Consider the following 14,922-nt stretch of genomic DNA (forward strand, 5'->3'; position numbering starts at 1 on the left):
TAAAAAACCATGAAAACCAAACCTCCTCTCATTCCCCGCGCCAACAGTGAAGCCGGCTTCACCATTATCGAATCTCTCCTCGCCGTTATCGTCGTCGGCATCTTGATCGTGGCGATCGGCCCCGTTATCGCCCTCTCTGCTGCCACGCGGATACAGGCGCGGCGAGTAGACTGGGCAACCCAAGCCGCCCGAGCCTACCTCGATGGGATTCGCAGTGACACGATCGCCCCTCCTCCCGTACAAACCATAGGCGATCGAACCAAAGATAAATATGTCGAAAAGTTAAAAGATATTGCTGCACCCACCGCCGGTTCTCTCACTTGTACCGTTCGTACCTTGAGAAAAGGCAATAACGGCACTGATGTTCCTTATACCGACGCGAGAAGCGGCTATTGTACGGCACCAACACCGGGACAATCTGCCCTGTATTGTGTAGATGGGGATAACGATGGAAAGTGTACAAATGATAACCTGAAAGATTTTGTCGTTCAGGCTTCTGGGGTGCAAAATGACTCCACAACCGCCAACGCAAAACGGGGCTATTTCTTAGGCATTCGCGTCTACCGCGCCGATGGTTTTGCCGACTCAGTGGCTTTGAAAACCGACGAACAGGCTAAAACCTTTTCGGGTGGGTTCGGCGATCGTAAAGCCCCAGTTCTCATCACCATCACCGAAATTATTGGTTCCGATACCACCTATCAAAACTTAAAAAATCAATTCGAGTAATTTGAATATTTTCCATTTCCATCAATTTTCGGAATAATAATCTGGCAGTAATATTGCACTTTTTCTTCGGGAAAATTATGTTTAAGAAAAACACTCAAAACCCAAAATATTTAACACAGTTAAAATTCTTTCTGCTGACCCAACTCCCCAGCACAAGGAAAAAAATCTCAAGCCAAGGTTTTACTCTCATTGAACTCTTGGTCGCGATGATTATCGCCATTCTCGTTATTAGTCCTTTATTAGGGTTAGCCGTAAACTTACTACAAACCGATCGCCAAGAACAAGCAAAAGCCACCTCAGAAGATGAACTGCAATCAGCAGCAGATTTTATGGCACGAGACTTAAAACAAGCTGTTTATATTTACGACGCGGCTGCCTTAGAGGACAACAGTAGCACTAATGCAAGTCCCTATAACATCAAAAATGAAATTCCCCCTGAATCCGGTGAGCTTTCCGGCTGTGTTAATGAAAATAACTGTCAGCCGATTTTAGTGTTTTGGAAGCGCAAACCTTTTAAAGAGATTATCCCCAAAAATAATGTGGCGAACTGTAATGGAAATAATGCCAGTCAATGTGATGATACTTTTGTCTTTGCCCTTGTTGCTTATTACTTAATTAAAAATAATAATGCTACGAGTGCAGCTTGGTCAAACAGTGCCAGAATTGCCAGATTTGAAATTGCTAATGGGGTTGTCGATCCCGATGATACGAGTGATTTTCTTGTCGATCCCAGTAAGGGATTTGCAATGTTTGATTTGAGTTTAGGTGGTTCAGACTTAAAGGGAAAAATGAATCGCTGGACTAAAAAAACTGGTGAAAATTATACTGCTGACTCCATGCAGGTATTAATTGATTACGTCGATCAAACACCTGCTGATCAAGCCGCCCCAAATGCACCACCCGCAAAACAAACTTGTCCGACAGACCAAGATGCAGATAGCCAGCCAATTTGGTCTCAGAGTCCTAAAACTGCTCCCGCAGATTTTCCTAATAGTTTTTATGCTTGTATTAATAATCGAGATAGTGCCGTAATTATTTATTTGCGAGGCAATGCTCTAGCCCGGATTCGTTCTGAAAACAATCCTCCCACATATAGCGATAATAACTCCTCTTATTTTCCCAGCACAAAAACCGAAGTAAAGTCAATTGGCGCATTAGTTCAATAAACAAAATCAGGAGAAATAGCCATGAATTTTACAACTTTCAAAAATGGGACAAGCAAGTTTAAAAATAGACTACACCCGAAGACAATTCCTCAGCATGATGCTGGTTTTACAATGATTGAACTGATTGTTGTCGTTGTCCTTATTGGTATTTTAGGCGCGATCGCCGCCCCAGGATGGGTTGGTTTTATGAATAGCCGTCGGGTTAATAGTGCGAATGATGCTGTGTTGCAAGCCATAAACGAAGCAAAAAGTAAAGCCAGAAAGGAAAAACGTTCCTACAGTGTGAGTTTGAGAACTGAAGATAATATTCCCCAAATTGCCGTTCATCCGGCGAATCTCGACCCTAATCCTCCGACTAATTCCAATATTGATAGCTATTGGGAAGCCGGAGATTTAGGAAACGAAATTGGATTAAAACCCAATCAAGTTGTTTTGCAAACTAACTTGGCAGGTTATAACCAACTAGCCGGCATTGCTCCTAATACGCCTTTTACAGCAATAGCTGATAACGATACGGAATGGTGGGGAATAACCTTCGATCATACCGGAGAATTAAGAGAAGTTGACGGAGTTGCCCCAAATACTAATTTAATGATTCGCGTAGGGGTTAAAAACTCAAATACTGGAGAACCGATCGCCTCGACATTTCGCTGTCTTGAAATCGAAACCCTATTAGGATCTGTCAGAATTGGACGCACCGAAAATGAATGTCAAGAGCCAACACCACTTGATTAAACTCAATTCGTGTTATCCTAGAAAAGTTGTCAAAAATCGCACACCGGGACTTTCGGGTGTTTCCCTCGAGAAACTTCCCCCGGTGGAGGATAAACCCGAATACAGGAGATAAAAGAATATGCCCGTTGTTTCCCTAGCCAGTCTGCTAGAGTCCGGGGTTCACTTCGGCCACCAAACTCGCCGTTGGAATCCTAAAATGGATACCTACATTTATACCGCTCGCAATGGCGTTCACATTATTGACTTGGTGCAAACCGCTCACTTAATGGAAGATGCTTACGAGTATATGCGAATTGCTTCCGAACAGGGCAAGCGCTTTCTTTTTGTCGGCACGAAACGCCAAGCAGCAGGCATTGTAGCGCAAGAAGCCAGTCGTTGCGGTGCTTACTACGTCAACCAGCGCTGGTTGGGTGGAATGCTCACCAACTGGGAAACCATCAAAAATCGCATCGAACGTCTCAAGGAATTAGAACACCTTGAAGAGAGTGGCAATATTGCCAAGCGTCCCAAAAAGGAGGGGGCCGTCATGCGTCGAGAACTGAATAAATTACAAAAGTATCTCGGTGGTATCAAAACTATGCGTCGTCCTCCCGATATCGTCTTGATCGTGGATCAGCGTCGGGAATATAATGCGATTCTTGAATGTCAAAAGTTAGGGCTTCCCATTGTTTCCTTGTTGGATACCAACTGCGATCCCGATGTAGTTGATATTCCCATTCCAGCGAACGATGATGCTATTCGCTCAATTAAGTTGATTGTCGGTCGTTTGGCTGATGCTATCTATGAAGGTCGCCACGGTCAACTTGAAAGCGACGAAGAGTACGAGGATTTTGAGGAAGTTATCGAAGATGCGGACGAGGAAGATTTTGAGGATGATGATGAGGAAGAAGAGGATATTCTCGAAGAAAGCGCAGATGATAGTGAAGAATAATAGTTAGATAAAACTTACGCATTAGCGGGCAAGATGCCCGCACTACCGTAACAATAGAATACGGGAGTGGGAGCGTCTCGCTCCCTGGCTGCGTAAGTCCTGTTGCTGCGTAAGTCCTGTTGCTGCGTAAGTCCTGTTGCTGCGTAAGTCCTGTTGCTGCGTAAGTTCTGTTGCTGCGTAAGTTCTGTTAGAGAAAGGGAGCGGCGATCGCCGACTCCCCTCTAATTTCTCAGACCTGTCACAATAGTTAAAGAATATTTCGATTGTATTAGAGTCATGTCAAAAAACAAGAAAAAGAAAAATCCCAAGAAAACAACAACTGTTTCCAAATCTAAACCTCCCGCACCTGTGAAGGAAGAATCTACTCCTAAAGTAGAAGCGGAAACTCCTGCACCTGCGGAGGAAGAATCTACTCCTAAAGTAGAAGCGGAAACTCCTGCACCTGCGGAGGAAGAATCTACTCCTAAAGTAGAAGCAGAAACTCCTGCACCTGCGGAGGAAGAATCTACTCCTAAAGTAGAAGCAGAAACTCCCGCACCTGCGGAGGAAGAATCTGCGCCTAAAGTGGAAGCAGAAACTCCCGCACCTGTGGAGGAAGAATCTACTCCTAAAGTAGAAGCAGAAACATCAGAAACTCAATCTAAGATATCTCCCAAGTTGATTAAAGAACTACGGGAAAAAACTGGCGCAGGGATGATGGATTGTAAAAAAGCCCTCATGGAAAGCGATCGCGATCTAGAGAAGGCTGCAGAGTGGCTGCGTAAAAAAGGCATGATTTCTGCTGGAAAAAAATTAGGACGGGTAACAGCAGAAGGATTAGTCGGTAGCTATATTCACACAGGCGGTCGCGTTGGCGTTTTGGTTGAAGTCAATTGCGAAACAGATTTTGTGGCTCGTCGGGAAGAATTCCAGGAATTAGTTCGCAATGTTGCTATGCAAATTGCAGCTTGTCCTAATGTTGAATCCGTTAGCGTTGATGAAGTTGACAAGGATTTCATCGAAAAGGAAAAGGACATTGAAATGGGTCGAGAGGACTTAGCAGACAAGCCCGAAAATATTCGCGAGAAAATAGTTGAGGGACGCATTAGCAAGCGATTAAAAGAAATTACACTACTGGATCAGCCGTATATTAAAGATCAAAGTATTACGGTTGAGGAATTAGTGAAGCAAACGATCGCGCTATTGGGTGAAAATATCCAAATCCGTCGCTTCAGCCGTTTTGTGCTGGGAGAAGGGATCGAAAAAGAGGAAAGCAATTTTGCTGAGGAAGTAGCAGCACAATCCGGTCAAAAATAGATTGTTTAAGCTGCCTTGAAGATAAAGTAACAATTAAGAGGCAAAAGCAAGGAATTATTTATTCTTTTGCTTTCTGCCTTTTTATCATATTTTGTAGCAATTATGACCCATGACTAAACCATTACCAAAAATCGAGCAAGAACTAAAAATACTCTCAGAACAAGTTGAGGATGTCAAAAAGGAACTGAATGATCGCTATGTTCGTTATCTTGAGGTTTTGGGTCATTCCCTCAAAAAACATTTGTCAATTGTCGTTTATCAAATCTGTACGCAAACTTATCCACATTTATTTTTAAAGTTAACAGTTCATGAACGGCAAGAATTACAAAAGAAAATAAGAGCTATTGGTAATCAAGGATATGAAGATTTTAGTTCTGCTCTCGAGCGTGCCGAACATTTAAAGTTGCCTTCTGCGACACAAGATATACGAGAAACAATCCTCAAAAAATTACCCATTACAGAAGAACAATTAAAAATGCTGCGCGAACGATTATTTCAAAGTGTGAAAGATGGCTCGGAAGAAGAAGCAAAGAAAGAAGATAAGGAAAAATTTAAGAATAGGAATCTAAATATTCTCGGAGATGATGATGATGATGATGAAATGGTAGAGATTGATGATGATGAAATGTCAGAGATTGATGATAATGAAATGTCAGAGATTGATGATGATGATGATGATAATGATAATGATAATCCGATTCAAGATCCCTATCATCCTATCCATCTCGTTAATTTTGTGAAACGAGTTGAAAAGGTCTTAGTTAACATTTTGCAGGATATTTCTAATCAAACTAATCATTTATTACAATCATCCAAGATTTTTTCTTCTAAGTTGCCTCCGCAAGTTTTAGAGGCTGCAATTGAGGCAGATGGTTCCGGTTCAGCCGTGGGTAATTCTCCCAATACCCTCAATTTATTAATTGAAGCGGAAAATGAAAGATCGTCTAAAGAGTCTATGGTTATGCAGGTAACAGCCGTGCGCTTGCGGTTGAGTGAAATTGAATTTGCCGAACCGTCTTTATCTGTGGAACGTAATCGTATTCGCGAGTTAGGAAAGAAAGTTAAAAAACTTTACAAATATTATGAAAAATTACAACGAGAAAAAGCGATCGCCGAGGCTGAAATTGCTTGGCGATCGATTTGGTATGAGGAGTCTTAAAAAGGGATCAACCGCAATCCCAGTTGTAAAGAACATCAGTAAAGTCCAATTTTTTCAAAGCAGAAGTTTTAATGAAAAAGTTGCCAATTCCGACATCTCCCCACATAATTTTATCGTCATCTGTTGAGTCAATTTGTAGGAGTAAGCGATAGGCTTCTTCTGTATCAATATTTTCGCGGGGATCGGATTGCGTAAAATAAGGATAACCTCCTAGTTGATGACTTCCAGGTTCAAAAAACTCTTCATATTCTTCTAAAAATTCCCAATAGTCTTCTTCTTCACCCTCTGCAAATTCTGGTTTAAAAATTACTGGAAATTGATAATCGCCAACGCTGATTGGTGCAATTTTTGAGGTAAATTGAAGTCGAGCAGTAATTCCTTTTTCCATAGGAAGATCGTCGGGTTCGGGTAAAAAACTGAAGTCTGTCACGAGATCGTCGCTGCGATCGCTAACATCAGGAAAATAGAGAACGCGAAATCCCGCTTGACGATTCATATTTTCAAAACTCATCCCATAAAGATCGTCACTAGCAATATAAAATTGTAAAATTCCTTGGTTGGGTAAATTTTCCAAGGTTGGAACTTCGGCAAAGTTGATTTGGGCGAGTAAAAAAAGATAATCTCCCTCGGGAGTTTTGGGATATTCAACCGCTTTGGGAAGATAGGGAAGCCCACCAAATTTGCTTTGGGTCCAAGTAGTTTCGGAAACGAATTCTGGCTCGATCGCGATGTAAGGTTGAAGGGTCGCTTCGATTTTCTCTCGTAAGGGTTCTAAAAGATCGGGTAATTCTGCTGTGAATTTATAGCTCATAAAGTAACTTGTTGTTGATGGGACAAACCCATTTTTCTAAAAATTGATGGTTACGATCGCCAATTCAAGTCCTAGCGATCGCACAATGGGTCATTTTGGTATCAAGGGCATTTTATCTCAATTTGCAATTCAGTTTTCAATTCTCAATATCGATCGCAGGTTCTCTTAAGTTTGCTAGGATAACTGAGGATGCGTCTACAGGAGACTAGCAATCTTGTCTCAATGTCCGATTTGTCAAGCTGAATATACTGAAGGAGAGATTCGCTATTGTACAACCTGTGGTTGGTATTTAGCGGCAGTTTCTTCTCCCCTGGAACAACTGTCTCCAAAAGAACGCGATCGCCTAGCTTGGGGAAGGCGAATCTGGATGCAGTTACAATCTTATTCTCAACTCGAGTTGATATTACAAGAAATTCAAGCCGATTTACAACAAGCGTCAAAAGAAAGGGTTGAACTTTCTCAGCAAATTGCTCAATTCTCTCAAGATTTTCCGGCTCAAAATTCTCTTGTAGAAACAATTTCCTCTTCTCCTAATGTAGAAGAGGAAATTTTGGTCAATTACGCGCTTTTAGAGACGTTATTGGCTGAAAGAGATTGGAAAGAGGCTGATGGGGAAACAGCAAGATTGGCGATCGCGATCGCGCAACGGGAAAAACAAGGATTTTTGACAGAAACCGATTTAGATCGATTTCCTTGTGATAGTCTTAAAAAAATCGATCGCCTCTGGTTAGAAGCAACAGATGGCAAGTTTGGTTTAAGCATCCAAAAAGACTTATATATGAGTTTAGGAGGAACTCGTTTTATTCACTCGAAAACTTGGCATAAATTTGGGGCAAAAGTTGGCTGGTATCGGGGAAATGCTTGGTTGCGCTATGATGAAATTGATTTTAGTCTCAATGCTCCTGTAGGACATCTTCCTATTTTTGGGGATGGTTTAGTCTGGTTTGTTGGCGGTTGGGAAGGAGGAGGAAAACTATTTTCAGCACTCATATCCAAGCTAACAAAATGTTATTAAACAATCTGATTTTTGTTTTTGCATTAAAATTTCACGTAGGGGTTTGGTCTCCAAACCCTCCGATCTAATTTTCTGATATATCTAGAGGTAAACCATGAGTGATTCGAGTCAGAATATTAATCCCAAAGCTGTTAAGGCCGGAGGAAAACTCAACTTATTTGAAAAATACCTTACTTTTTGGGTATTTTTATGTATTTTGCTGGGAATTGGCTTAGGTCGTTTATTTCCGTGGATCGCACAAAAATTAGATGACATGAGTGTTTATAATGTCTCTATTCCCATCGCAATCTGTTTATTTTTCATGATGTATCCCATCATGGTCAAAATTGATTTTTCTCAAGCAGTAAAAGCAGCGAAAACGCCTAAGCCTGTTGTTCTAACTTTAGTCATCAATTGGCTGATTAAACCCTTTACAATGGTTGTTTTTGCTCAATTCTTTTTAGGTTTTTTATTTGCTCCTCTTTTAAATTCAACAGAAATCATTCGCGGGGTAGAAATTAGTCTGGGAAGTTCTTATATTGCGGGTGCTATTTTATTGGGAATTGCTCCTTGTACGGCGATGGTTTTGATGTGGGGATATTTATCTTATAGCAATCAAGGGCATACCTTGGTTATGGTAGCAGTAAATTCTCTTGCCATGTTGTTTTTATATGCTCCTTTGGGTAAATGGTTGCTATCAGCCAATAATTTAATTGTCCCTTGGCAAACGATTGTTTTATCAGTCTTAATCTATGTCGGTTTTCCTTTAGCGGCTGGAATATATAGCCGTTATTGGATTTTAAAATATAAGGGCAAGCAATGGTTTGAAAGTATTTTTTTAAATGTGCTTTCTCCCGTCGCTGTGAGTGCTTTGTTATTGACTTTAGTTTTGTTATTTGCCTTTAAAGGAGAGTTAATTGTTAATCATCCTTTGCATATTGTTCTCATTGCAGTGCCATTATTCTTGCAAACTAATTTTATTTTTCTGATTACCTATCTTGCAGGTTTGAAACTCAAACTATCCTATGAAGATGCTGCACCTGCTGCTTTAATTGGTGCTAGTAATCATTTTGAGGTCGCGATCGCCACCAGTGTAACATTATTTGGTTTAAATTCCGGTGCGGCATTAGCAACAGTTGTGGGAGTATTAATTGAGGTTCCGGTAATGTTAATGCTGGTAGAATTTTGCAAGCGAACTGCTTTTTGGTTTCCGCGAGAACCGGAAAAAGCAACTTTACCCGATCCTCGTTGTCTAAATTCTCTGCCTTGAATTATTCTGTATTGAATCTGTCTGAAAATCAACCCATTCTGGAGAAATATCGTGAAAAAGGTAATGTTTGTGTGCAGAAAAAATTCCTCTCGTTCGCAAATGGCTGAAGGCTTTGCGAAACAATTAGGTTCAGGAAAACTCGAAGTTTTTAGTTCTGGTTTAGAAGCAAGTGAAGTGAATTCTCATGCTGTTAAAGCCATGTCTGCTGTTGGTATTGATATTAGTAAGCAAACTTCTAATGCACTGAATGAGTTTAAAGCAGAAGATTTTGATATTGTGATTTCCTTGTGCGGTTGTGGGGTCAATTTACCTCCAGAATGGTTAACTCGTGAAATATTTGAGGATTGGCAATTAGACGATCCTGCGGAACAACCAGAGATATTTCCCAGAGTGCGAGAAGAAGTTAAAAAGCGAGTGGAAAAGTTAGTGAAGACTCTAGTTTGTTAATGCCAAAAAAATTGTATCAAACACAGCCTTCTATCCAATTAACTTCTGGGAGTTTCCCGCTTCTCATCTGCGTAACAATGCCTTTTTCATTGGTTTCAAAGAGAACGCGATAATTTTGATTGGAGGCATCTTCCGGCACAAAAATCAAATATTTCCCACCGGGAACATATTCATGACCTTCTTCCTCAATTTTACCAGGATAGAGGGCTTTAATTCGCTCTTCTGTATCGCCAACTTTTGCCCCGCTTAAGGTTGTGATATTCTTCGTATTAACTTCAATGCGGGCAATTTTTCCCTCTGTTACCATATAGTAAACATCTTGAGGTTCTTGGGCTGCCTTATAATAAAAACAGCCACCTTCTTCCCCACCACTCGATTCATTTACAAATTCAATTCCTGTTTTTTGGCTGGCTTCTGTAATGGTCATGCCAATTTCTACCCCACCCAATCCTGTTAAGGTTAATTTGTTGGGAGGTTGTATTTGTTCCAAACAAGAACTATCTTCTGTCCCTAAACACTTTCCTTCTCGATCTAAAATGGCAACTTTGTCTATGGTGGGAAATTGCTTCAATGTTGCTTCGATCGCCTTATTAATGGGTGCGTTATCTTCTACAACTACCTCGCGACAGAATTGTAATTTAGCAACTTTTTCTTCGATCGCGATCGCAAAATCTTCCCCACAATTCGATTTTCCTTGTAATGCGATCGCCTGGGTCAAACCATTTTGTTTTTCACTCTCTGCGGGACCTTCCACCAACTGCGCGATCGCAAATTTAGCTAAACCTTGGCTATTTGTTTTTCGCCAAACAGGTTCTACTCCACCATTTTTAGGATAGTAAACTTGCACGCGATAGGAGTTTTTTGTATTTTGGTTAGCTTGGGCTACGGGAGGAGTATCCGTTTGAGAGGTTGACTGAGAAGCTGTCTCGTTTTGGGTTGATTCGCTGGGAGGGACAGACTCGGAGGTAACTTTTGCGGGTTGTTGGGCGCAGGCTGCAATCATAAGCAACGTGACTGTTAAACTCGAAGCAAGTATGGATAATTGGCGGGAACGGGACATGACTGAATTTACCCTAGTCTTGAGTGGATCGGTTATCTTTTCTTTCATTCTAAGCCGCGTACCGACGGAATGTGCAGCGCTGATTATGACGTTCCCTGTGTTCCCACCTGATGCACTTTCACGGGGATATATTGGCGCGATCGCTAATTGCTCATTACCCCTCTCCCTAAGTTTGGTATAATCTGATGCTTGTCCGTCATTTCAGAATTAAACTCGGGAGATCGTTTTATGGCACGAATGTATTATGACGAAGATGCTAATTTAGACCTACTCGCAGATAAAACCGTTGCAATTATTGGTTATGGTTCTCAAGGTCACGCTCATGCGTTGAATTTAAAGGATAGCGGTATTAACGTTATTGTTGGCTTATATTCGGGCAGTAAATCTGTCCAAAAAGCAGAAGCAGCCGGATTAAAAGTTCACTCTGTTGCGGATGCGGCTAAAGCGGCGGATGTGATTATGATTCTTCTCCCCGACGAAGTACAAAAAGCAATCTATACTGATGAAATTGAACCCAATTTAAGCGATGGAAATGTCATCGCTTTTGCTCATGGATTTAATATTCATTTTGGGCAAGTTGTCCCTCCAGACAATGTTGATGTAGTTATGATTGCGCCGAAAGGTCCCGGTCATTTAGTGCGCCGAACTTACGAACAAGGAGAAGGAGTTCCTTGTTTATTTGCGGTTTTTCAAGATGCTTCGGGACAGGCACGCGATCGCGCTATGGCCTATGCAAAAGGAATTGGTGGCACTCGGGCGGGGGTTTTAGAAACAACTTTCCGGGAAGAAACCGAAACCGATTTGTTTGGAGAACAAACTGTATTATGCGGCGGTTTAAGTGCTTTAATTAAAGCAGGGTTTGAAACCCTTGTTGAGGCAGGATATCAACCGGAATTGGCTTATTTTGAATGCCTCCATGAAGTCAAATTAATTGTCGATCTCGTGGTTGAAGGTGGTTTGGCAACCATGCGAGATAGCATTTCTAATACTGCGGAATATGGCGATTATACACGGGGTCCGCGCTTGGTGAATGCCGACACTAAAGCAGAAATGAAGAAGATTCTCTCGGAAATTCAATCGGGACAATTTGCCCGAGAATTTGTCCTTGAAAATCAAGCTGGAAAGCCCGGTTTTACGGCAATGCGTCGTCAAGAAGCCGAACATCCTATTGAGGAAGTTGGGAAAGATTTACGGGCAATGTTTAGCTGGTTGAAAAAAGGATAATGCGTAGGGTGTGTTATCGTTTTTAACACACCCTTGAAGTTCAAAATCTGTAAATATCAATATTTAGTTCTCCCCTATGATATTTACGATGACAATCCAAACAAAGGGTTATCATATTTTGCATATCTGCCGATCCACCTTCGCTGTAGGGAATCAAGTGATGGCCTTGCGCGTTTTGACTAATTTTGCCGCAAACCATACATTGATATTGTTCGTATTCTTTGACTTCTTTTTGTGCTTTTCGATGTTTGTAGGGTCGATTCTGTCCCATTTTTAGATTAACTCCTTTGAAAAACTACAAGGAAAAAAGCTACACAAAATTGCTATGAAGGTTTGTAAAATTTTCTATTCGTTATCACCTTCAAGAGCTTTAAAATCTTGACTTGGGAGACTTTTTCGATCGCCTTCAACAATTGTACCTCTTGCCTCTGGTGCAATGCTTTTTTTTGCTTGTCTAATGGCTGTTACCATTTTTTCTTGTTCTTCGCTGGTTAAATTGTCAATCCTAGCGTGAAGTGCCTTGTCTCGTTTGGAGTCATCCGTCATAATCACTATCCTTGATGAGATTTGTTGATTTACACTCACAAACACTAAAAAGTCCGTGTTTTGAGAACACCATTTGCAGTTGTAAGAGTTGTTTCAACCTCTTCAATGTCATTTTCCTTAAACTCAATACTCAAGTTAGGTGTGTGTTGAATTCTCGGAAACTTATTCTCATCCAGTGTTACCAATATTACAGAAACTTCACCGGATTTTTTTCTAACCGCAATATTATACCCAGATTCAACTGGCCAGATATTCAGGACACTATCTCCTTCATCCAGAATTTTGATCTTGGGTGTAGGCATTGCTTGCACCATTATCTATAATCTCCATCGCTAATGTTATTGTCAAAGTTTCCGGCACTTTGCTACTATACTACAGTAAAAAAATGCAAAATAAATCAAGGACAACCTTACTTTATATAAAATCTTGTTAAAAAACTTGACAAATATGGCTCTACGAAACGGGAGCAGGTCAAACTCGCAGACCACTTGTACTAAACCATGACATGGTGCATATTTTAGCTTGATCTGATGGGACTTTGAGCTTGATTTGACACATATAGCAATCCTAATTGAGATGTGAAGGTGGCGTAGGCTGAAGCCCTTACCATTACTGGATTCTTTGTTTACAAATCAAATGGACTTGCTATATAATTCAAGTGTTCTTACAAAACTGACCTGCTCCCCTACGAAACTGTTAATCTGCAAATTAGTCAAATTTCTGATTCAAATATGAAACAAATCTTATGAAGTACCAGAAATGAAATTAAATTCTTTAATTAATATCGCCTCTCAATTTAAACCCGATCGCCAGATTTTAGAAGTTCAAGAATTTGGCAATGGCAATATCAATAAAACATTTCGAGTAAGTTTAGATGCTTCTGAAGAGTATTATTTTATTTTACAGCGCATCAATATACAAGTATTTTCGCAACCAGAATTGGTAATGCAAAATATGCGAGTTTTCTGCGATCGCGCCCCAGAAAATCTCCAAAAAATCAATTTAGAACCCGATCGCCGATGGGAAATTCCGTCTATATTATTAACTCAAAAAGGTCAGGAATATTGGCGCGATCGCGAAGGGGGATTTTGGCGGGCAATTCGTTTTATTGAAGGACAAACTTATGATATAATTACGAATAAACAGCAAGCCAAAGAAGTAGGATACGGACTAGGATTATTTCATACGCTTTTAAGCAATATTCCCTGTGAAGAATTAGCGGATACTTTAGAAGGCTTTCATATTTTACCCCGTTATTTAGAGCAGTACGATCGCATTTTAGAAAAAACTTCCCCCTCTACAACTGCTGAAATTAAATATGCCCTGCAATTCGTCGAAAATCGCCGCCATTGGGCAACAATTTTAGAAGATGCCAAACAACTCGGAAAACTGCCTTTGCGTCCCATTCACGGCGATCCCAAGGTCAATAACGTGATGATGGATGCAAGTACCGGACAGGCGATCGCCATGATAGATTTAGACACAATTAAACCCGGTTTAGTTCATTATGATATCGGTGACTGTTTGCGATCGGGTTGCAATCTTCTCGGGGAAGAAACAGAAAATTGGGATGAGGTTTCTTTTAATCTCGATCTGTGTCAAGCTATCTTACAAGGTTATTTCTCAATGGCGCAGAGTTTTTTGACTAAACATGATTATGATTATCTCTACGATGGTATTAGCGCGATCGCATTCGAGTTAGGATTAAGATTCTTTAGTGACTATCTCGCAGGAAATGTTTATTTTAAGGTTAAATATCCAGAACATAACTTGAATCGTGCTATAGTTCAATTTAAACTGGTAGAAAGTATTGAGCAACAAGAAAGCATTATTCGGAATCTGATCCAAGAATGTTTAAGCGATAATTGAATAGAATCAATGCCAGAATTTTTATTATCTCCCTTTCCCTCTGACATTTTGCATCATAATCTAACAATTTCTGGGGCAATTTCTCGCTGCGATCGCATTCTTTCACTCCATTACGAACTTACAGGAAATTTGGAACAATTGGCTATTCCTCCCCTAGTCAATCAACCTAACCGCAAACGCGAACTTTGGCAAGAAACCTGTTTTGAATTTTTCCTAAAACCCCATAACTCATCTCAATATTGGGAATTCAATCTCTCCCCAAGCGGCCATTGGAATATCTATCATTTTCAGGATTATCGAGAAGGAATGAAAGAAGAGATAAAATTTATGATCTTACCGTTTTTGATTCGAGAAGAAAATAATCGTGTATCATTAAATATAGAGCTTAATTTAGACGCGATCGCTTCCCCAGATCGAGTTTTAGAAGTTGCCATTAGTACCGTTATAAAATTTAAAAATGGCGATCTAGCTTATTATGCCCTAACTCATCCTCAAAAACAAGCTGATTTTCATCATCAAGATAGTTTTGTGATTCAATTATAGGAGTCAATAACCCACCGCTAACCCTTTGGGTATAGCGGGGGCTTGAAGCAAGCCCATAGTTGACCAGCCTAAGTTCTTGGGAACTACGTTTTTTAAGCTATCACACCCTCAAATGCGTCGCTAGTTTGTCGCTCTGTGGTCAACA

The 14,922-nt window shown here is 40.6% G+C and carries 19 protein-coding genes; 14 read left to right on the plus strand and 5 right to left on the minus strand.

The genetic code is table 11. The features are described from left to right. Positions 1-9: 9 nt before the first annotated feature. From hpsB to JUI58_RS22335, 6 genes are all read left to right on the plus strand, one after another. Entirely contained in the window at positions 10-726 is a 717-nt protein-coding gene (gene hpsB, locus JUI58_RS22310) for a hormogonium polysaccharide secretion pseudopilin HpsB (protein ID WP_204106049.1), read from the plus strand. A 77-nt stretch (positions 727-803) separates the two neighbouring features. Beyond that, a complete protein-coding gene (gene hpsC, locus JUI58_RS22315) occupies positions 804-1,892 on the plus strand; it encodes a hormogonium polysaccharide secretion pseudopilin HpsC (protein WP_204106050.1) in 1,089 nt (362 codons plus the stop codon). A 21-nt stretch (positions 1,893-1,913) separates the two neighbouring features. Further along, positions 1,914-2,627, plus strand: a complete 714-nt coding sequence (locus JUI58_RS22320) for a type II secretion system protein (protein WP_204106051.1) — start codon at positions 1,914-1,916, stop codon at positions 2,625-2,627. Positions 2,628-2,745: 118 nt separating this feature from the next. Beyond that, positions 2,746-3,558 (plus strand): 30S ribosomal protein S2, encoded by an 813-nt coding sequence (rpsB, locus tag JUI58_RS22325; RefSeq protein WP_204106052.1) that lies wholly within the window; start codon positions 2,746-2,748, stop codon positions 3,556-3,558. Between the two features lie 588 nt (positions 3,559-4,146). Then, complete coding sequence (gene tsf, locus JUI58_RS27385; RefSeq protein ID WP_348539953.1) at positions 4,147-4,854, plus strand: translation elongation factor Ts; 708 nt, start codon at positions 4,147-4,149, stop codon at positions 4,852-4,854. 109 nt (positions 4,855-4,963) lie between these two features. Next, a complete protein-coding gene (locus JUI58_RS22335; protein ID WP_204106054.1) occupies positions 4,964-6,013 on the plus strand; it encodes a hypothetical protein in 1,050 nt (349 codons plus the stop codon). A 7-nt stretch (positions 6,014-6,020) separates the two neighbouring features. Here the strand turns inward: JUI58_RS22335 and JUI58_RS22340 are convergent, their stop codons facing one another. Then, positions 6,021-6,824 (minus strand): YwqG family protein, encoded by an 804-nt coding sequence (locus JUI58_RS22340; RefSeq protein WP_204106055.1) that lies wholly within the window; start codon positions 6,822-6,824, stop codon positions 6,021-6,023. Positions 6,825-6,870: 46 nt separating this feature from the next. Between JUI58_RS22340 and JUI58_RS27145 the strand changes: the two genes are divergently transcribed. The 4 genes from JUI58_RS27145 to arsC all read left to right on the plus strand — a co-directional run bounded on the left by JUI58_RS27145 (position 6,871) and on the right by arsC (position 9,535). Beyond that, positions 6,871-6,993, plus strand: coding sequence for a hypothetical protein (locus JUI58_RS27145; protein ID WP_275414387.1), 123 nt, complete (start codon positions 6,871-6,873; stop codon positions 6,991-6,993). Between the two features lie 45 nt (positions 6,994-7,038). Further along, positions 7,039-7,839, plus strand: a complete 801-nt coding sequence (locus JUI58_RS22345; RefSeq protein ID WP_204106056.1) for a GUN4 domain-containing protein — start codon at positions 7,039-7,041, stop codon at positions 7,837-7,839. 94 nt (positions 7,840-7,933) lie between these two features. After that, on the plus strand, positions 7,934-9,088 hold the full coding sequence (gene arsB / locus JUI58_RS22350) for an ACR3 family arsenite efflux transporter (protein WP_204106057.1): 1,155 nt from the start codon (positions 7,934-7,936) through the stop codon (positions 9,086-9,088). Positions 9,089-9,139: 51 nt separating this feature from the next. Continuing rightward, positions 9,140-9,535 carry an arsenate reductase, glutathione/glutaredoxin type gene (gene arsC, locus JUI58_RS22355; RefSeq protein ID WP_204106058.1) on the plus strand — a complete coding sequence of 132 codons (396 nt, stop codon included), beginning with the start codon at positions 9,140-9,142 and terminating at the stop codon, positions 9,533-9,535. Positions 9,536-9,551: 16 nt separating this feature from the next. On the opposite strand, the gene JUI58_RS22360 is transcribed toward arsC, so the two are convergent. Further along, positions 9,552-10,538 (minus strand): GerMN domain-containing protein, encoded by a 987-nt coding sequence (locus JUI58_RS22360; RefSeq protein ID WP_204106059.1) that lies wholly within the window; start codon positions 10,536-10,538, stop codon positions 9,552-9,554. 7 nt (positions 10,539-10,545) lie between these two features. On the opposite strand from JUI58_RS22360, the gene JUI58_RS22365 reads away from it, so the two are divergent. Together JUI58_RS22365 and ilvC are read left to right on the plus strand one after the other, a co-directional pair. Next, a complete protein-coding gene (locus JUI58_RS22365; protein WP_204106060.1) occupies positions 10,546-10,776 on the plus strand; it encodes a hypothetical protein in 231 nt (76 codons plus the stop codon). Between the two features lie 17 nt (positions 10,777-10,793). Next, positions 10,794-11,819, plus strand: a complete 1,026-nt coding sequence (ilvC, locus tag JUI58_RS22370) for a ketol-acid reductoisomerase (protein ID WP_348539954.1) — start codon at positions 10,794-10,796, stop codon at positions 11,817-11,819. Positions 11,820-11,859: 40 nt separating this feature from the next. On the opposite strand, the gene JUI58_RS22375 is transcribed toward ilvC, so the two are convergent. The 3 genes from JUI58_RS22375 to JUI58_RS22385 form a co-directional block, all read right to left on the minus strand. Continuing rightward, positions 11,860-12,090 carry an HNH endonuclease gene (locus tag JUI58_RS22375; protein WP_204106062.1) on the minus strand — a complete coding sequence of 77 codons (231 nt, stop codon included), beginning with the start codon at positions 12,088-12,090 and terminating at the stop codon, positions 11,860-11,862. Between the two features lie 74 nt (positions 12,091-12,164). Then, positions 12,165-12,365, minus strand: coding sequence for a hypothetical protein (locus JUI58_RS22380; protein WP_204106063.1), 201 nt, complete (start codon positions 12,363-12,365; stop codon positions 12,165-12,167). A gap of 44 nt (positions 12,366-12,409) precedes the next feature. Then, positions 12,410-12,679 (minus strand): hypothetical protein, encoded by a 270-nt coding sequence (locus JUI58_RS22385; RefSeq protein WP_204106064.1) that lies wholly within the window; start codon positions 12,677-12,679, stop codon positions 12,410-12,412. A 445-nt stretch (positions 12,680-13,124) separates the two neighbouring features. On the opposite strand from JUI58_RS22385, the gene JUI58_RS22390 reads away from it, so the two are divergent. Together JUI58_RS22390 and JUI58_RS22395 are read left to right on the plus strand one after the other, a co-directional pair. Next, positions 13,125-14,234, plus strand: a complete 1,110-nt coding sequence (locus JUI58_RS22390; RefSeq protein ID WP_204106065.1) for an aminoglycoside phosphotransferase family protein — start codon at positions 13,125-13,127, stop codon at positions 14,232-14,234. Between the two features lie 9 nt (positions 14,235-14,243). After that, entirely contained in the window at positions 14,244-14,777 is a 534-nt protein-coding gene (locus JUI58_RS22395; protein WP_204106066.1) for a DOMON-like domain-containing protein, read from the plus strand. Positions 14,778-14,922 lie beyond the last annotated feature (145 nt).

The organism is Spirulina sp. CCY15215, assembly GCF_016888125.1.
Lineage (GTDB): Bacteria > Cyanobacteriota > Cyanobacteriia > Cyanobacteriales > Spirulinaceae > CCY15215.